The organism is Streptomyces sp. S.PNR 29 (genome assembly GCF_030386795.1).
GTDB lineage: Bacteria > Actinomycetota > Actinomycetes > Streptomycetales > Streptomycetaceae > Streptomyces.
Genome location: NZ_JANUQM010000004.1, coordinates 122,239 through 140,453, shown reverse-complemented (window position 1 = coordinate 140,453; position 18,215 = coordinate 122,239). Strand labels below are relative to the sequence as shown.

The following is an 18,215-nucleotide window of genomic DNA, read 5'->3' as shown; positions in this document are numbered from 1 at the left end:
GGATGACAGCCGTGACCTCCTTCGCCCCGGACTCCATCGTCCTGAACCGCAAGCTCCCCCTGTGGTACCAGGTGTCGCAGTCGCTGCGCGCCTCGATACTCGGCCGCTCGCCGCGGGACCCGCTGCGCCTGCCCACGGAGGAGCAGCTGGCCGGGCACTACGGGGTGAGCGTGCTGACCATGCGGCAGGCGTTGAAGGAGCTGGAGGACGAGGGGCTGATCACCCGCCACCGGCGGCGCGGCACGTTCATCGAGCCGCACGCGCGCAGGGGCACCCCGGTACGCCTGCTGGGCTCGGTGGACGCGATCGTGGCGCAGCAGTCCGGCATGACCACCGAGCTGCTGGACCACGGCCACGCGCCCGTGCCGGCCGAACTCGCCGAGCACTTCCCGGACCTGGCTCAGGTCGCGACGTACCACCGCCTGCGCAGCGACGAGAAGACCGGCGAGCCGACCAACCACGCCCGCAACTACGTCCGTCCCGAGCTGGCCGCCCGTATCGACCTGGACGACCTGACCCGCTGGCCGATGACCAAGGTGCTGCGGGACGTCCTCGGGGCGGACATCAGCCGCATCACGGACACCGTGGAGGCACGCCTGGCGGACCCGGAGACGGCCCGGCTGCTCGAAGTCCCGCTGCTCAGCCCGATCCTGCACTACACGGGCGTCACGTACGACGCGGACGGGCGGGTGCTGGACGCGGCGGTCATCCACTACCGCGGGGACCGCTTCTCCTTCACGGTGACGCTGGACGCCACCTGACTCCGCTGTCCGTATCAGGCCGTACGATGCCCAGCGTGACGCACGACGACGCTCCGCTGCTGGCGGACCTCATGCCGTGGTCCGTCGCACCGCCGCGGCTCGGCCGGGGGTGGCCGGCGGCCCCCGACGCGGTGTCCCTCAGAGCCCGCTGGGACGCCTTCATAAAGGCGGAGGGCCCCGACCGCGAGGCCTTGCTGGAGCCGACGCGCTCACGCACGCTGCACACCGCGGTCGGCGGGCTGCCGGGCCGGACCGCCGGCACCGAGAAGCTGGCGCGCGCCTCGGGCCCCTGCCCGGAGCCGGTGCGCGTGCTGCGGGCGCCCTTCGACGAGCAGTGGCTCATCCCCGACCACCGGCTGATCGACGCGGCCCGTCCCGAGCTGTGGCGGGTGGCGGACGAGCATCAGGTCTTCGTCGTCGAGACGGACGGTCCGCCCGGGCCCCACCTCCTCGCCACGTCCCGGCTCCCCCTGCTCCGTCCCGGCCGCATCCGCCCGCTGTACCGCCGCCCCGGCGGCGAGGAGCCGAACCTGGCGCCGGGCCTGCTCGACCACCTGGCCACCCGCCTGGGCCACGCGCCCGCTCCGCTGGACGTCCTGGCCTGGATCGTGGCGACGGTCGGCCCCGGCCACGCCGTCCCCCTCACCGAGGACTCCGCACTGTGGGCGCGGGGCGTGGAACTGGGCCGTCGCATGCTGTGGCTCATGCGCCGCGACGGCGAACGCCCCAGACTCCCGGGCGGCCGCCGCCCGTACGTGCGCGCTCCGCTGCCGTCCCGCCCGCTCACCCTCCACTACGACCCCGACGAGGAGGCCCTGCATCTGGACGGGGGCCGCATCTCACCGGTGCCGCAGGAGGCGTGGGACTTCGAAGCCGGCGGAGTGCGCGTCCTGGAGCAGTGGTTCACGGCCCGCACGGCCGGAGCGGAACCGGGCACGCTGTCGGCGATCCGCCCGGCGACATGGCCGCAGGCCTGGACGTCGGAGCTGCTGGAGCTGATCACCGTGCTGGCGTTGCTGGCCGAACTGCGGCCGCGGCGGGAGGAGCTGACGGTGACGGCCCAGATCACCGCGGCGGAACTGAGGAAGGCGGGCGTGCTTCCGGTGCCGGAGTCGGCGCGCAGGCCCGCCTCGGTGCTGGACGGCCACGAAGAGGGCCCCGAGGGACAGCTGACGCTCCTGTGAACGCAGAAGTCCCCCATCACCGCCGGGCGGGGAGGCGGTACGGATGGGGGACAAGCCCGCGCTCGGGAACACACCGGGGCGCTGCCGCGTGCCGTGGGGATGACGGACGACAGAGGGGCAGCGCCGTGCCGGGACGGTGTGGTCGCCTGAGCGCGGGTCTCAGTTGCCGCCGAACAGCGAACGGCGCAGTCGGCGCAGTGGTGCGAAGAGCGAGACCCGGCGTACCCGTGCGCCCCTGCCGCTGCGCTCCTGCGTGGTGTCACGCGCGGTCAGCTCACGCATCAGCGAGGTCGCCTCGACGGTCTCCCGCTGCGGGACGGCAGGCCCGCCCAGCACCGAGAGATGGCGGTCGAGACGCGAGCTGGTCGCGCTGCTCCCGCAGGTGATCGCAGGGACCCTGGCCCTGCTGCGCACTGTTATCTGTTCCATGTCACTCCCCACCCGTACGAGTCCACCCGGCCCGGGCAGAGTAACCCTATCGCCCCCATGGGGCACGCGTGTATCGCGGTCACAGGATTCACTTTCCCCGTAAGGGGGTTGGCGATAACTCTACGATCACTCTCCGAATCCGACTGATTTCAGGGCGAGTTGGACAATTGGCTGAGTGGTGGGCTGTGCCGACCCCCCGTCAGGTTCGACGGTCACGGCCAGCGATGTGGCGGACATGTCGAGACCGGACGCGACCAGCGGCGTGTCGCCCACGAAGAGCCCGAGGGAGCGCGGTTGCGCATCGGGGCGCATGAGCCACAGCTGGCGCACGCGGCCGCTCGGCGGGTCGCCGTAGCCGCTCAACGTGACCACCGCACGCCTCTCGGATGCGGAGGCGATCACTCCGATACTGCGGCCCCGGGCGTCCCCGTCACCGGCCGCGCGGGCGTCGGGAGCTGACAGAACGTGGGCGATCTCACGTGCCTGGGCGCGCTCGGCGTTCAGCTGGTCCTGTGTCCGGTTCGCCTGGACGGCGAAGAGCGAGGCGACGACGAGGGCCGCGGCGGCCGTGGCCGTGGCGAACGGCACCAGCAGGGGGCGCGGCCGAGGCCTGTGGGAGCGGGCGGGCGGCGGCCGGGTGCCCCACACGTGCGGCGGCAACTGTGGGGCGCGCACACGCCCCTCGTCCTGCCGGACGGGCTCCTGGGGGGTGGTGCGTACGGCGGCCAGGACCCGGTCGCGCAGGGCGGCCGGCGGCGGGGCGGCCGTCGACCAGGCGAGGCGGACGGCGTCCTCGGACAGGGCCCGTACCTCGGCGGCGCAGCGGCCACAGTCCTTCAGGTGCTTCTCGAAGCGGACCCGTTCCGCGGGCTCCAGGGCGTCGAGCGCGTAGGGGGCGGCGAGGGAGTGCAGGTCCTCGCGGCGCAGCAGTCGGTCGACGAGGTTCATGCGACGCCTCCCAGGCACTGGCGCAGCCGGGTCAGTCCGTCGCGCATCCGCGTCTTCACCGTGCCCAGCGGCAGGGAGAGCCGCTCGGCCACCTCACGGTACGTGTAGCCCTCGTAGTAGGCGAGGGTGACGGACTGCCGCTGGAGCGCGGTGAGGCGGTCCAGGCAGCGGCGTACCCACTCCCGTTCGAGTCCGGCCTCGACCTCCTCGGCGACCTGGTCGAAGGCGGGCCCTCCGGCGCGCAGTGCCTCGCGCTGCTCACGCTCGCCTGCCGCGCGGGCGCTGCGCACGCGGTCCACGGCACGCCGGTGGGCGAGGGTGAGGATCCAGGAGAGGGCACTGCCCCGCCCCGGGTCGAACCGCGCGGCCGACCGCCACAGTTCGAGCAGCACCTCCTGAGCCACCTCCTCGGACTGGGCCGGGTCGCGCACCACGCGCCGTACGAGCCCGTACACCGGACCGGACACCAGTCCGTACAACTCCTCGAATGCGTTCTGGTCGCCGCCTGCCACGAGCACGAGCAGCTCGTCCGCCTCCACTCGGTCCCCCTCTCCACGGCCCCACAGGGCCTGTCCCTTCCCGCAAGGCATTCGCAACGAACACACCTCCGGATGGGCTTACGGATCAGCGTGGCGAAAACGCGGGTCCCAGCCGATGAAACAAGTTTTCAACTGCTCCGTAAGAACGTTTGAGATTCGACCAATCCACCCTGCCGACCGCTCCGAATGGCGTGTGTCAGGCAAGTTGGCACAGAGGACGGACGGCATGACACCTATCTCCCAGAGCGGTACGGGTCGCAGGAGCGTCGCGACCCTGATCTGTGGTGCGCTGGCCGCCGGGGGGCTCGCAGCCGCCGGCGTGACCGCGCTGGACCCCGGGGAGGCCTCCGCCTCCAGCCACCGGGAGGCCCCGCTGATCTCGGGCACCCCGCAGTACGACAACACGGACGTGTACGCGTTCGTCAGCCCGGACAAGCCGGACACGACGACGATCGTCGCGAACTGGATCCCGATGGAGGATCCGGCCGGCGGACCGAACTTCTTCACGTTCGCCGAGGACGCCCAGTACGACCTGCGCATCGACAGCAACGGTGACGCGCAGGAAGACCTGCTGTTCCGGTACACGTTCAAGACGCACACGAAGAACGACAAGACGTTCCTGTACAACACGGGCCCGGTCACCAGCCTCGACGACCCGGACCTCAACATCACGCAGACGTACGACATCGAGCTGATCAAGCTGCGCCACCTGAAGGCGGTGTCGAAGACGAAGGTCGCCGACGATGTGCCGGTGGCCCCGTCGAACGTCGGCAAGGCGTCGATGCCGGACTACAACACGCTGCGCGAGCAGGCGATCCACAAGCTCGCCGGCGGCGCCCAGACGTTCGCCGGGCAGGCCGACGACCCGTTCTTCCTGGACCTGCGCGTCTTCGACCTGCTGTACGGCGGGAACCTGTCCGAGGTCGGCAACGACACGCTCAAGGGCTACAACGTCAACTCGATCGCCCTGCAGGTCCCCAACAGCTTCATCACCGAGTCGCACGACCAGCCCGTCGTCGGCATCTGGTCGACGACGCAGCGCAAGAACGCGCAGGGCTACTTCTCGCAGGTGTCGCGTCTCGGCAGCCCGCTGGTGAACGAGGTCGTGAACCCGCTGAAGGACAAGGACAAGTTCAACGCGTCCGCGCCGCGGGACGACGCGCAGTTCCTGGAGAACGTCACCAACCCCGAGCTGCCCAAGCTCATCGAGGCGATCTACAAGATCCCGGCCCCCAAGGAGCCGCGCAACGACCTCGTCGACGTCTTCCTCAAGGGCGTCGAGGGCCTCAACCAGCCGCCGCACGTGACGCCGTCGGAGCAGCTGCGCCTCAACACCTCGATCAAGCCGGCCGCCAAGCCGAAGCGGCTCGGTGTGCTCGACGGCGACAACGCGGGCTTCCCGAACGGGCGCCGGCTGACGGACGACGTGATCGACGCCTCGCTGCAGGTCGTCGAGGGTGAGCTGCTGGGCGCCAAGAACGACCTGGGTGACGCGGTCGACGAGAACGACAAGAAGTTCGGCAAGTCCTTCCCGTACCTGGCCAACCCGACGGAGGGGTCGCGCGGCCCGCTCGCCAAGGGCGTGGACGGCGGCAACGACGTCCGCAGCCAGCTGGGCGACGCGCTGCAGCCGGCGGGCGCCGCCGGTACCGACGACACCACCCTGATCGCCGCCTCCGCGGGCGCCGGCGCGGCCGGGATCCTGCTGATCGGCGGCGGCCTGATGTGGTGGCGCCGGATGCGGAACCGGGCGTACTAGGCCCGGCCCGGCCGGCGGGTCGGGCCACGGCGCCCGACCCGCCGGGCTCCGGCCCACCGCCCCACCGACTGGCGCGGCCCGCGCACCCATCCCCCACGGCGCGGGCCGCGCCGCACCACCACAAGGTGCGTTCACTGCACGTCGATGCACGTCGATGCACGTCGATTGAGGAGAGGGCATGGCCCCGCGTACGAACGACAGCGAGCCGGAGGCAACCGGCGGGTCCGGGGAAGCGCGCCGCGCAGAGCCGGACGACGGGTCCGGGGAAGCGCAGGGCACGGAACCGCACGGCGAAGCCGGAGAAGCGCAGGGCACACAGTCCGCCGGCGAGTCCGGGGAAGCCCGCGGCACGGAGGCAACCGGCGAGTCTGCAGGTCGGCGCGGCGCGGGGCCGGTTGGCGGACCCGAAGAAGGACGCGGCGCGAAGCAGGCGGGCGAGCCAGGAGGTCGGCGCGGCGCGGAAACGACCGGCGAAGCCGGGGAAACCCGCGACGCGGAACCCAGCCCCCGACCCGAAGAAGGACCCAACGCGAAGCCGACCGGCGAGCCACAGGACCGACGCGACGCGAAGGCGACCGGCGAAGCCGGGGAAACCCGCGGCGCAGAGCTGCGCCTCGGCGCAGTGTCCGGTGTGCGTGCTGCCGCGGGCGTCGCCTCCGCCGAGCAGCGTGTCGCCGCTGTTCGTCGTGTCGCTGCCGCCGGGCGGCGCTGGCGGGCCGCTCGACTCGCCGGGTGTGCCGCGCTGCTGGCCGTCGCGATGACCGGCGGGGCCATCGCCCTCGGGGGCGCTCGGGACAGCGGCAGCGCACCCGTGGCCGCCGCGCCCGCTGCCGTGTCACCGGCCCTGCTCGCCGGCCGGGACCTCGACGCGAGCATCCGCGCCCTGCAGAGCCATCTCCGCAGCCAGCCGAAGGACTTCGGCGCCTGGGCCACCCTCGGGCTCGCCTACGTCGAGCAGGCCCGCACCAAGGGTGACCCCTCCCGCTACCCGCAGGCCGAGCGCGCCCTCGACCGCTCCCTCGACCTGAAGCCCGGCAACGACCAGGCCCTCGCAGGCCGCGCCGCCCTCGCGGCCGCCCGCCATGACTTCCCCGGCGCCCTGAAATACGCCGACCAGGCCCTGGAGCAGAACCCCTACAGCGAACGCGCCCTGTCCTCCCGGATCGACGCCCTCGTCGAACTCGGCCGCTACGACGACGCGGCGAAGGCCGCCGACACCGCCGACGCCAGGCGGCCCGGCGTCCCGGTCTTCACCCGGTACGCGTACGTACGGGAGCTGCGCGGCGACGTGGCCACCGCACGACGGGTGCTGGAGCAGGCGCTCGCCACCGCGACCTCCCCGGGAGACGTGGCGTACGTCGCCACCCAGCTGGGCCAGCTCGCCTGGAACCAGGGCGACCACAAGGCCGCGCTCCACCACTACGCCCGGGCCCTCGCCGCCGACGACACCTACCTCCCCGCCCTGGAGGGCCGGGCCCGCGCACAGGCCGCGAGCGGCGACCGGGCGGCCGCCATCGAGGGCATGGAGGCGGTCGTCGCCCGCTCCCCGCTCCCCGGCCCGCTCGTCGAGCTCGGCGAGCTGTACGAGGCCCGCGGCGCGAAGGGCGACCGGGCGAAGGCCGGGAACCAGTACGCCCTCGTCGACGCCTGGACGGCCCTCGCCCGCGCCAACGGCGTCAACGCCGACCTCGACACCGCGCTCGCCGCCGCCGACCACGGCGACAAGGCGGCCGCCCTGCGCGCGGCCCGCGCCGAATGGGACCGCCGCCACACCGTGCACACCGCGGACGCCCTCGCCTGGGCGCTGCACGTCAACGGCCGCGACGAGGAGGCCCTGCCGTACGCGCGCACGGCCACGGCCGGCGGCTACCGCAACGCCGCCTTCCTCTACCACCGCGGCATGATCGAACGCGCCACCGGCCACGAGAAGGACGCACGCGACCATCTGAAGGCGGCCCTGAAGCTCAACTCCGGCTTCTCGACCCTGGGCGCCCAGGAGGCCCGTACGGCCCTGAAAGACCTGGAGGCGGCCCAGTGACCCCCCACCGTCTGCTCGCCTCCGGAGCGGCCGTCCTCACGGCCGCCGGCGCACTCGCGCTGCTCCCCGCCGCCACCGCCGGCGCGCACCCCCTCGGCAACTTCACGGTCAACCGCTACGACGGCCTCGTCGCCGCCCCCGGCGAGCTGCGCGTGGACCACGTCGAGGACCTCGCCGAGATCCCGGCTACGCAGGCCGAACCGGACGTCGCGCGGCTGGGCATGACCATGTGGGCCCGGCAGCGGTGCGCGAGGGCGGCGGAGGACAGCGAGGTCACCGTCGACGGGCGTACGGCCGCGCTCACCGTGGAGAGCAGCCACGCGCGCGTGCGGCCCGGTCAGGCGGGACTCGACACCCTCCGGGTGGAGTGCCGGCTGAAGGCTCCGCTGCCCGAGCGCGACACGGTCGCCCTCGGCTTCCACGGCGCCGGTGCGGACTCCGGTCCCGGCTGGCGGGAGATCACCGCGCGCGGCGACCGCATGACGCTCGCCGCGTCGGACGTGCCGAAGACGTCGGTCTCCCGTGAGCTGACCCGCTACCCGGAGGAGTTGCTCTCCTCCCCCGCCGACACCGCCACCGCGTCCCTGCGTGTGCGCCCCGGCGGCCCGGCCCTGGCAGACACGCAGGGGTCGCGGGAGGACCGGGGGGACGCTCCCGCCTCCTCCGTCCTGCCGCGCGGCGCCGACCGCTGGACCAGGGCGCTGGACTCCCTGGTCGCCCGCCACGACCTCACCGTCGGCTTCGCCGCCCTGGCCCTCGTCATCGCGGTCGGGCTCGGCGCGATGCACGCCCTCGCACCGGGCCACGGCAAGACCCTGATGGCGGCCACCGCGGCCGCCCGGGGCGGCAGGGCCCGGCTGAAGGACGTGCTGCCGATGGCCGCCTCCGTGACGGTCACCCACACCCTGGGCGTGGTCGCCCTCGGCGTCCTGGTCACGGCCGGTTCGGCGGCGGCTCCCTCGGTGATCGCATGGCTCGGTATCGCCAGCGGCGTCCTGGTGACCCTGGCGGGGGCGAACCTCGTACGCCGGGCCTGGCGCAACCGCGGACACGCACACAGCCACGGCCACTCCCCCGCGCACGGCCACGGGCACACCCACGGCCATGGGCACGACCACGGCCATGGGCACGACCACGAGCACGGACACGACCACACACACGAGAACCCGCACGGACACGAGCACTCGCGGCAGGCCGACCCCGACCGCGCCCCCGTCCTGGTCGCCGCCCACAGCCATGCCCCTGCCACAGCAGACGGCCACGCCCCGTCCCCCGACGGCCGGCCCCACCCCCACCCCCACCACGCTCACGACCACGGCGACAGCGGTGAGCACGAGCACGGTCACCACCACGACCACCAGCACGGCCACGGGCACCACCACCCGCACTCCCACGGCATCGAGCACACCCACGGCGGCTCCACCCATACCCACGCCGTCGCCCCCACCCTCCGCGGCACGATCCTCCTCGGCTTCGCCGGCGGCCTCGTGCCCAGCCCCTCCGCCGTCGTGGTGCTCGTCGGCGCCGCGGCGCTGGGCAAGGCCTGGTTCGGGCTGCTGCTCGTCGTGGCGTACGGCGCCGGGCTCGCTCTCACCCTCACCGCGGCGGGCTACGCCGTCGTCAAGGCGGGCAGCGGAGTGACCCGGCTCCTGGACCGGGGCCCCCGCTGGACGACGGGCCCCATGGCGAGGCTGGTCCGCAGGACCGCCCCGCTGGGATCCGCGTTCGCCGTCCTCGTCCTTGGGGCGGGACTGGTGTTCAAGGGGGCGGCATCCGCACTCGGCTGAGCTACTTTCATGAGGAAAGGGAAGAATCACCCGGATGCGAATGGGGGCACCGTGTCCGAAGAACCGGGCCGTGAGCGTGTGATCGCCGGCCGCTACCGTCTGCTGTCCCCGCTCGGCGAGGGCGGCATGGGGACCGTGTGGCGCGCCCGCGACGAGGTGCTGCACCGGGAGGTCGCCGTCAAGGAGGTGCGCGCGCCCGCCGGGCTGGCCAACTCCGACGTCGAGCGCATGTACGCCCGGCTGGAGCGCGAGGCGTGGGCCGCTGCCCGGGTCGCCCATCACAACGTGGTCACGGTGTACGACGTGGCCATGGAGGGCGGCCGCCCCTGGATCGTCATGGAGCTGGTCCGCGGCCTGTCCCTGGCCGACCTGCTGGAGGCCGAGGGCCCGCTGTCGCCGCAGCACGCGGGGCACATCGGTGCCGAGGTGCTGGGCGCGCTGCGGGCCGCGCACGCGGCCGGGGTGCTGCACCGGGACGTGAAGCCCGCCAACGTCCTGCTGGCCAACGACGGCCGGGTGGTGCTCACCGACTTCGGCATCGCCATGGTGGAGGGCAGCTCCGCGCTGACCATGACCGGGGAGGTCATCGGCTCCCCCGAGTTCCTCGCCCCGGAGCGGGCGCTCGGCCGCACGCCGGGTCCCGAGTCCGACCTGTGGTCGCTGGGCGTGCTGCTGTACGCGGCCGTCGAGGGCACCTCCCCCTTCCGTCAGAACACCCCGCTGAGCACCCTGCGAGCGATCGTCGACGAGGAGCTTCCGCCGCCGCACCGGGCGGGCCCGCTCGCTCCGGTCATCGAGGGCCTGCTGCGCAAGGACCCGGCCGAGCGGCTGCCCGCCGAGCAGGCGGAGCGGGACCTGCGGGTCATCGGCGCCGGGGGCACCCCCTCCGGGAGAGACACCCCCCGCGCGGACACGGCGCCCACGGCTCCGTACACACCGACGGCCGCGGCACCACCTCGCCGGCACCCTTCGACACCGCCGTACGCCACACCGACCGCTTCCGGGCGTGCCGCCCCGACGGCCACCACCCCACCGGAACGCAACCGACGCGCCGCCGCCGTCCTGATCGCCGGCCTGGCAGCCCTGGCGCTGGCCACGGCGGGACTGACGTACGCGCTGCTGAACCGGGACGGTGGCGGTGACGGTGGGAACGGCACCGCGAACGACCGGGGCGCGAGCGTGAGTTCGCCCGCCCCGAGCCGGACGTCTCAGAGCGAGGAGGAGCCGACGCCGTCCCCCACCCGGAGCAGCAGCCCGGCGAGCACTCCCCCGGCTCAGTCGGTGAGCGTGAACCTGGCGGGGAGCAACACGGAGTACTCCGGCACCTGTCCACCGCCGCGCGACCAGGCGCCCGCCTTCACGGCGACGTTCACGGTGGGACGGTTGCCGACGCAGGTGAGCTATCGCTGGGTGTCGCAGGACGGCTCGGTCGCCGACCAGGGATGGAAGACGCTGTCCTTCCCGGAGGGCGGTGACCGCTCGAAGCAGGACACGGTGGTCGTGACGACGCACGACGACAGCGGGACGTTCGAGGACGAGATCAGCGTCGAGGTGCGCTCCCCGGTGCGCACGACGTCCGACTCGGTGCCGTTCTCGGTGACGTGCGAGACGGAGACCCCGACGGGCGGGGCCTCCCCTTCTCCTTCCGTTTCCGGATCCCCGTGAGGGACCGGGCGGCAGGCTCAGGCGGCGCTGTCGAGCACCGGCAGATAGCCGCCCGACTGGCCGGGCGCGGTGGGGTGGTAGGACTCGCCGATGTTGAGCCAGTTGACGCTGTGCAGCCAGGAGCTGCCGGAGCAGATCTCATGGCCGGTGAAGGTGGGACGGACGTCGCCGAAGCTGAAGCCGTGGTCGGCGGCGCGCTTGGCGATGGCGGTGTCGAGGTAGTCGGCCGCGTCGTTGATCGCCTTCCGCTTGGTCTCGGAGAGGCCTAGGCAGGACGTGCCGAGCTTGTAGAAGCGGGGGTAACCGATGACGACGACGTGCGCGTTGGGCGCCTTGGAGCGGATCGCCGAGTAGACGCTGTCCAGCTTGCCGGGCAGGGTCGAGTCGACGTACGCCTTCGCGGTGTTGATCCGCGACAGGCAGGCGCTGTCGGACTGGGTCACACACGTCGTCATGACGTCGGCGAAACCGGCGTCGTTGCCGCCGACGGTGAGGGAGACCAGGGCGGTGGAGGTGCTGAGGGGGCCGAGCTGACTGCTCAGAACATCACCCGTTCGGGCGCCCGAGCAGGCCGTGAAGTCGAACGACGAGGGGGAATGGGCGGCGGCCCAGAGGTACGGGTAGGCCTTCGTGCTGCGTTTGCAGTCGCCGCTGGAGCTGATGTAGCTGCCCGCCCCGACCCCCGAGGAGTAGGAGTCGCCGAGCGCCACGTAGCCGCCCGCGGCGGCGAGTTGGGAAGCCTGCGCCGTCGCGGCCCCGGTGAGGGCGGTGGCGGCGGCGAGGAGGAGCGAGCTCATGAAGCCGACAAGTCGGGAACGTCTCATGGAACCTCCCTTTAGCAGGATCTCTGCTGTAACCGTCGTAGCAGCTACGCGTGTTGACAGGAAGTGTCCATGCCAAGACTTTTCGCCCCTTTCCCCGATGCTCACCAGGCGCTGATCGCTTGTTTTGTTACGTGCTCATGACAGATTTGTTGACGAGTGCTCAACTCTCTTGTTCTACCCCTGTAGTTGGCCCAGGCTTTACCCCGGCCCGGGAGCGGAACGCGGCGCTGCCGGGCGTGTGCGCGATCACGTGCACACCCCCACAGACGCGCGCACCACCCAGCGCGCGCCGCCTAGAGGAGGACTCCCTCGTAATGGCACAACTGCGTAGCAAGAGAATCCGGATCGCCGCGATAGCCGGCGTGGCGACCGTCGCCCTCGCGGGCGGGCTCACCTCCCTCCCCGCCCACGCCGCCCCGGCGGAGGGCAGGGTGCTCGCCGCCGACTCCCCCACGGCGATCAAGGACAGTTACATCGTCACGCTCAAGAAGAGCGCCGGCCTCAAGGCCTCCTCGGCCGCGGGCAAGGACCTCGTCGAGGAGTACGGCGGCACGGTGAAGAAGACGTTCAGCAAGGCGCTGAACGGCTACACGGCCACCCTCTCCGCCACCGAGGCGGGGCGCCTCGCCGCCGACCCGGCGGTGGCCTCCGTCGAGCAGAACCAGCGCGTCCAGCTCGCCGACACCACGCAGTCCAACGCCCCCTGGGGCCTGGACCGCGTCGACCAGACCTCCCTGCCGCTCTCCGGCACCTACACCTACCCGGACAGCGCGGGCAGCGGCGTGACGGTGTACGTCATCGACACCGGCGTCCGCATCACCCACCAGCAGATCAGCGGTCGCGCCTCCTACGGCTACGACGCCGTCGACGGCGACACCACCGCCTCCGACGGCAACGGTCACGGCACCCACGTGGCCACCACGGTCGCGGGCACGACCTACGGCGTCGCCAAGAAGGCGAAGATCGTGGCGGTCCGGGTGCTGAACAACAGCGGCTCCGGCACCACGGCGGGCGTGATCGCGGGCATCGACTGGGTGACCGCCAACCACTCCGGCCCGTCGGTCGCCAACATGTCGCTCGGCGGCGGCGCCTCCACGACGCTGGACACGGCGGTCCGCAACTCCATCGCGAGCGGTGTGACCTACGCCGTCGCGGCGGGCAACAGCAGCACCACGGCCTCCTCGTCCTCCCCGGCGCGCGTCTCCGAGGCCATCACGGTCGGCGCCACCACCAGCACCGACGCCAAGGCCAGCTACTCGAACTACGGTTCGTCCCTGGACCTCTTCGCGCCCGGTTCCTCGATCACGGCCGGCTGGTACACCAGCGACACCGCGACCAACACCATCTCCGGTACGTCGATGGCGACTCCGCACGTCGCGGGCGCGGCCGCCGTCTACCTGGCGAACCACACCTCGTCCACGCCGGCCCAGGTCGCCACGGCCCTGGTGAACGGCGCGACGACCGGCAAGGTCACCAGCGCGGGCACCGGTTCCCCGAACCGGCTGCTGAAGATCGTGCCGTGACATCGCCCTGAGCTCGTCCTGAATTCCGGTGCCCCGGAGGCTGCTTGAGCCTCCGGGGCACATCTGTTCGGGAGCGGCCGAGAAACCGGCACGACCACAGAGAGCGTCTTGACGGTTACCGTGCGACTGCGCCACATTGAAGCCCGGCATCCGGCGCTTCGGGGGCAAAGTCGCCCATGCACGCCATACGTATCAAGCCAGCCGCAACGGGCGGCGCCGGGCGGGCGCGGCCAGGACCGGGGAGGAACCTGGCACGCCCGCGCGAGACCTCCGAAGAAACGGTGCCGGACGGGCAAACCAGCAAAAAGGGGAGGCCTGGCGTCAGGTCTTGCCATAGTTGTTCAATCGTCAATACCGTCATACAACTACCCGCATCGGTCCGTCGGTCAGCGGCTCCAGGGGAGGGCTCAGGGACCGCGACGGCCCGGGCGGGGCGCGGTAGGGGGGTGCCGTGCTCGGTGACCGCAACTGTGACCGAGCCGTGCCGCGCGGTCGGCTGCCGTTCTCAGGGGCCGGCCAGCTTTGCCAGCTCACCCGGCGTGCACGGAGTTCCATCCCGTCGTGCCGTGCGTGAGAACCCCCCTTTCGAACCGGACACACAACCGGGCCGCCCAGGGGCGGGCGGTCCACCGGACGAGAGGGACCAGACTCATGACCTCAGTTCTGCCCCCGGCGAGTACGGGGAAAGACCCATCGACCGCCGGCGCCTACCGGCCCATCTCCTCTCACCTGGCCATCGCGCCACCGGTGAGCGTGGTCATCCCCGCCATGAACGAGGCGGAGAATCTCCCGTACGTCTTCAAGACGCTGCCCGACTGGATACACGAGGTCGTCCTGGTGGACGGCAACTCCACCGACAACACCGTGGAGGTGGCCCGGGAGCTGTGGCCGGACGTCAAGGTCGTCGAGCAGCGCGGCAAGGGCAAGGGGGACGCGCTGATCACCGGGTTCCAGGCCTGCACCGGAGACATCATCGTGATGGTCGACGCGGACGGCTCGGCCGACGGCCAGGAGATCGTGTCGTACGTCTCCGCCCTCGTCTCGGGCGCGGACTTCGCCAAGGGCTCCCGCTTCGCCAACGGCGGCGGCACCGACGACATGACCTTCATCCGCAAGCTCGGCAACCGGGCCCTGTGTGCGGTGGTCAACCGTAAGTTCGGCGCCCGCTACACCGATCTCTGCTACGGGTACAACGCGTTCTGGCGGCACTGCCTGGACAAGATCGACCTCGACTGCACGGGCTTCGAGGTGGAGACCCTGATGAACATCCGGGTCGTCAAGGCCGGGCTCAAGGTGCAGGAGATCCCCAGCCACGAGTACCTGCGCATCCACGGCACGAGCAACCTGCGGGCCGTGCGGGACGGGCTGCGCGTGCTGAGAGTGATCCTGCAGGAGCGCTCCAACCGCCGCGCCCTGCGCAGCCGTTCGCACTCACCGATGCTCGACACGGTCCGGGGGAAGGTGTCTTGAGCGGTCCCGGCATCTCCGTCGTGATCTGTGTCTACACCGAGGACCGCTGGGAGGACATCCTCGCGGCGGTCTCCTCGGTGCGGGCGCAGTCCCACCCGGCCCTGGAGACGCTGCTGGTCGTCGACCACAACGAGGCGCTCCAGGACCGGCTGGCCAAGGAGTACAAGGAGGCCGGGGACGTGCGGGTGCTCGCCAACGCGGGCCCCCGCGGCCTGTCCGCCGGCCGCAACACCGGCGTCGCCGCCTCGCGCGGCGAGGTCATCGCCTTCCTCGACGACGACGCCGTGGCCGAGCGGGACTGGCTGAAGCACCTCGCTTCCGGCTACGCGCACCCGGAGGTCATGGCGGTCGGCGGGCGTACGGTGCCGATCTGGGCGTCGGGCCGCCGGCCCACCTGGTTCCCGGAGGAGTTCGACTGGGTGGTGGGCTGCACGTACCGCGGTCTGCCACCGGGCCGCGTCCGCGTCCGCAACGTACTCGGCGGCAACGCCTCGTTCCGCCGTACGGCGTTCGACGCGGCGGGCGGCTTCGCCACCGGCATCGGGCGGGACGGCGACAAGCGCCCACTGGGCTGCGAGGAGACGGAGCTGTGCATCCGGCTCACCCGCGCCCGGCCGGACGCGGTCCTGCTGATCGACGACCGGGCGGTCATCCACCACCGGGTGCCCGAGGCGCGCGAGCACTTCGGGTACTTCCGCACCCGCACCTACGCCGAGGGCCTGTCCAAGGCGCTGGTGGCGCGCAGTGTCGGCGCCGGCAAGGGACTGGAGTCGGAGCGCCGCTACACCACACGCGTCCTGCCGGCCGGGGTGGCCCGCGGGCTGCGGGACGCCCTGCTGTCCCGGCCGGGCGGTGCGGGCCGGGCGGCTGCGATCGTCGCCGGGGTGCTCACGGCGGCGGGCGGCTATGTGGTGGGGAGCGTGCGGGCACGCAGGGGCGGGGCGACGTTCTCGGTGCCACCGGTCGAGCGGGGTGCCCATGGGTGAGGGCACACTCATGACCGGAGCCCTCCTGTCTGGGAGCCACCGCGTGGGCGGGGCGGCTCTGACTGAAGGCCACTGCCTGGGCGCGGCGGCTCTGACTGGACCCCGGCATCCGCGCGGGACGCCACTGACTGGGGACCGCTGCGTGGGCAGGGCGGCTCTGGCCGAGGGCGCCCACATTCCTGGGCCGCCTTCGGCCGAGGGCGCGTACACGATCCGCGCGCGCCCGACCGACAACGCCCGCTCGACTCGCGCGCCCCTGATCCACAACGCGTCCACGGCTCGGGGGTGCCCATGAGCGACGTGCCCGTGCCCATCCTGATGTACCACGCCGTCGCAAGCGATCCGAACGACGCCACCCGCGCCCTGTCGGTGACGCCGGAGGCGTTCGCGGAGCAGATGGCGGTCATCGCGGACCGGGGCCTCGCACCCGTCAGCACGGCCGATCTGGCGGCCTGTTGGCGCTCCGGCCGCCCGCTGCCGCTGCGGCCGGTGCTGATCACCTTCGACGACGGCTACGAGGGCGTACACCGCCACGCCCTGCCCGTGCTCGCCAAGCACGGTTTCGCGGCCACGCTGTTCGTCTCGACGGGCTGGCTGCGGGGCCCGTACGACACCGGGGGCGCCCTGGACACCATGCTCGACTGGGACCAGGTGCGCGAGCTGGCCGGCGCGGGCGTCGAGATCGGCGGGCACAGCCACAGCCACCCGCAGCTCGACCAGCTCGACGACGGCAGGCTGCGCTCCGAGCTGATCCTCTGCAAGGAGATCGTCTCCGACCAGCTGGGCGCCGCCCCGGCCTCGTTCGCCTACCCGTACGGCTACTCCAGCCGCCGGGTGCGGCAGGCGGTGCGTGAGGCGGGGTACGCCCAGGCGCTCGCCGTCGGCAACGGTCTGGCACGGCGGCGCCAGGGGCCGTACGCCCTGCGGCGCGTCACCGTGCGCCGCAGCACGCACCTGGCGGAGTTCGAACGACTGGTCGAGGGGCGCGCGATCGCCCGCACCTTCGCCCGGGACCGCGCCCTCACCAAGGGGTACGCCGTGGTCCGCAGGGCGCGGCAGGCCCGCGGGCGGATACTCCGTTCCGGTGCCTGACCGGGCGACCACGCCGGCGCCGACCGGGCTGCCCGGCACCGGCGTGGTGAGCGGACGCCGCGCGCACCCGGGAAAACGGGTGCACGCGGCGCCCGCGTGCCGGATCATGGCGGCATGTCTGCGAACCCACACGACGCTCTGCCGATCCGGCTCAACGTCGACGACTCCGACTCCCCGTCCGATGTCGTCGACGCGCTGTTCCTCGGCCGCTTCGCGACGGGCGAGCAGCCGTACGCGCACGCGGCGAACATCGACCGGGTACGGTCCGGGGCGACGCTGATGCCGCCCGGCGCCCGCGTCCTGCGCATGGCCCGCGACGACGACCGCAGCGCGACGCTGGCCGAGGGCGACGGCTGGACACTGCTGATCTCCCGCTGGAACCGGGGCGCCGACGTCACCGTGACGGCGACCAGCGCCGAGCTGGCGGAGAAGGTGCTCGGCGAGGCGACGGACGGCGCGGCGGACGAGCCCGAGCCGCAGCCGGAGAACGTCACGATGGGCTTCTGGTACGTCTCGCCGCGCCGCGGCCCGCACCGCACGACCCGGCAGATCTCGGCGGGCACGTGGGACGAGGTACGCGCGAACTACACCGCGCCGGTGGCGGACGCCATGGACCGCCTGATGAAGACGACCCCCGAGGACATCGCGGGCCGGCTGCTCCTGCTGCACGGCCCGCCCGGCACCGGCAAGACGTCGGCGCTGCGCACGCTCGCCCGGTCCTGGCGGGACTGGTGCCAGGTGGACTGCGTGCTGGACCCCGAGCGGCTGTTCTCCGACGTCGGCTATCTGATGGACATCGCCATCGGCGAGGACGACACATCGGGCAAGGGCCGCTGGCGGCTGTTGTTGCTGGAGGACTGCGACGAGCTGATCCGCGGCGAGGCCAAGCACACGGCGGGCCAGGCGCTGTCGAGGCTGCTGAACCTGACGGACGGACTGCTCGGCCAGGGCCGCAACGTCCTGGTCGGCGTAACGACCAACGAGGACCTGGAACGCCTCCACCCGGCCGTCGTCCGGCCCGGCCGCTGCCTGGCCCGCATCGAGGTGGGGGCGCTGACCCGCCAGGAGGCCGTGAACTGGCTGGGCCGCGAGGAGGGCATCGGCCGCGAGGGCGCGACGCTCGCGGAGCTGTACGCGCTGCGCCGCGGCACGTCACCGACGGCGCTGCCGGAGCCGCGGGGCGGGGCGGAGGCGGGGCTGTACCTCTGAC

The 18,215-nt window shown here is 72.5% G+C and carries 15 protein-coding genes; 11 read left to right on the top strand and 4 right to left on the bottom strand.

Going from position 1 to position 18,215, the window contains the following annotated elements; translation table 11 throughout:
- Positions 1–11 precede the first annotated feature (11 nt).
- Positions 12–761: a GntR family transcriptional regulator gene (locus NW895_RS13075; protein WP_289935644.1), complete on the top strand. Its 750-nt coding sequence runs from the start codon at positions 12–14 to the stop codon at positions 759–761.
- A 26-nt stretch (positions 762–787) separates the two neighbouring features.
- A complete protein-coding gene (locus NW895_RS13070) occupies positions 788–1,945 on the top strand; it encodes a type ISP restriction/modification enzyme (RefSeq protein WP_289935643.1) in 1,158 nt (385 codons plus the stop codon).
- 159 nt (positions 1,946–2,104) lie between these two features.
- Here NW895_RS13070 and NW895_RS13065 read toward each other — a convergent pair whose 3' ends face one another.
- From NW895_RS13065 to NW895_RS13055, 3 genes are all read right to left on the bottom strand, one after another.
- On the bottom strand, positions 2,105–2,374 hold the full coding sequence (locus NW895_RS13065) for a hypothetical protein (protein WP_289935642.1): 270 nt from the start codon (positions 2,372–2,374) through the stop codon (positions 2,105–2,107).
- Between the two features lie 126 nt (positions 2,375–2,500).
- Positions 2,501–3,322, bottom strand: a complete 822-nt coding sequence (locus NW895_RS13060) for an anti-sigma factor (RefSeq protein ID WP_289935641.1) — start codon at positions 3,320–3,322, stop codon at positions 2,501–2,503.
- The gene (locus tag NW895_RS13055; protein ID WP_289935640.1) at positions 3,319–3,861 is read right to left on the bottom strand and encodes a sigma-70 family RNA polymerase sigma factor; all 543 of its coding nucleotides are present in this window, start codon (positions 3,859–3,861) and stop codon (positions 3,319–3,321) included. Before NW895_RS13055 ends, NW895_RS13060 begins: the two co-directional genes overlap by 4 nt.
- Positions 3,862–4,087: 226 nt before the next feature.
- Between NW895_RS13055 and NW895_RS13050 the strand changes: the two genes are divergently transcribed.
- The 4 genes from NW895_RS13050 to NW895_RS13035 all read left to right on the top strand — a co-directional run bounded on the left by NW895_RS13050 (position 4,088) and on the right by NW895_RS13035 (position 11,110).
- Positions 4,088–5,620 carry a DUF4331 domain-containing protein gene (locus NW895_RS13050; protein ID WP_289935639.1) on the top strand — a complete coding sequence of 511 codons (1,533 nt, stop codon included), beginning with the start codon at positions 4,088–4,090 and terminating at the stop codon, positions 5,618–5,620.
- A 178-nt stretch (positions 5,621–5,798) separates the two neighbouring features.
- Entirely contained in the window at positions 5,799–7,658 is a 1,860-nt protein-coding gene (locus NW895_RS13045) for a tetratricopeptide repeat protein (RefSeq protein WP_289935638.1), read from the top strand.
- Positions 7,655–9,445, top strand: coding sequence for a nickel transporter (locus NW895_RS13040; RefSeq protein ID WP_289935637.1), 1,791 nt, complete (start codon positions 7,655–7,657; stop codon positions 9,443–9,445). Before NW895_RS13045 ends, NW895_RS13040 begins: the two co-directional genes overlap by 4 nt.
- Before the next feature lie 51 nt (positions 9,446–9,496).
- Complete coding sequence (locus tag NW895_RS13035; protein WP_289935636.1) at positions 9,497–11,110, top strand: serine/threonine protein kinase; 1,614 nt, start codon at positions 9,497–9,499, stop codon at positions 11,108–11,110.
- A gap of 17 nt (positions 11,111–11,127) precedes the next feature.
- Here the strand turns inward: NW895_RS13035 and NW895_RS13030 are convergent, their stop codons facing one another.
- Entirely contained in the window at positions 11,128–11,934 is an 807-nt protein-coding gene (locus NW895_RS13030; protein WP_289935635.1) for an SGNH/GDSL hydrolase family protein, read from the bottom strand.
- 314 nt (positions 11,935–12,248) lie between these two features.
- On the opposite strand from NW895_RS13030, the gene NW895_RS13025 reads away from it, so the two are divergent.
- The 5 genes from NW895_RS13025 to NW895_RS13005 all read left to right on the top strand — a co-directional run bounded on the left by NW895_RS13025 (position 12,249) and on the right by NW895_RS13005 (position 18,214).
- A complete protein-coding gene (locus NW895_RS13025; protein WP_289935634.1) occupies positions 12,249–13,457 on the top strand; it encodes a S8 family peptidase in 1,209 nt (402 codons plus the stop codon).
- Between the two features lie 651 nt (positions 13,458–14,108).
- The gene (locus NW895_RS13020) at positions 14,109–14,927 is read left to right on the top strand and encodes a glycosyltransferase family 2 protein (RefSeq protein WP_289935633.1); all 819 of its coding nucleotides are present in this window, start codon (positions 14,109–14,111) and stop codon (positions 14,925–14,927) included.
- Positions 14,924–15,913, top strand: coding sequence for a glycosyltransferase family 2 protein (locus NW895_RS13015; protein WP_289935632.1), 990 nt, complete (start codon positions 14,924–14,926; stop codon positions 15,911–15,913). The genes NW895_RS13020 and NW895_RS13015 overlap by 4 nt, the downstream gene beginning before the upstream one ends.
- A gap of 291 nt (positions 15,914–16,204) precedes the next feature.
- Positions 16,205–17,005: a polysaccharide deacetylase family protein gene (locus NW895_RS13010; protein WP_289935631.1), complete on the top strand. Its 801-nt coding sequence runs from the start codon at positions 16,205–16,207 to the stop codon at positions 17,003–17,005.
- Positions 17,006–17,119: 114 nt separating this feature from the next.
- On the top strand, positions 17,120–18,214 hold the full coding sequence (locus tag NW895_RS13005; protein ID WP_289935630.1) for a DUF5925 domain-containing protein: 1,095 nt from the start codon (positions 17,120–17,122) through the stop codon (positions 18,212–18,214).
- The last annotated feature ends 1 nt before the right edge of the window (position 18,215 follow it).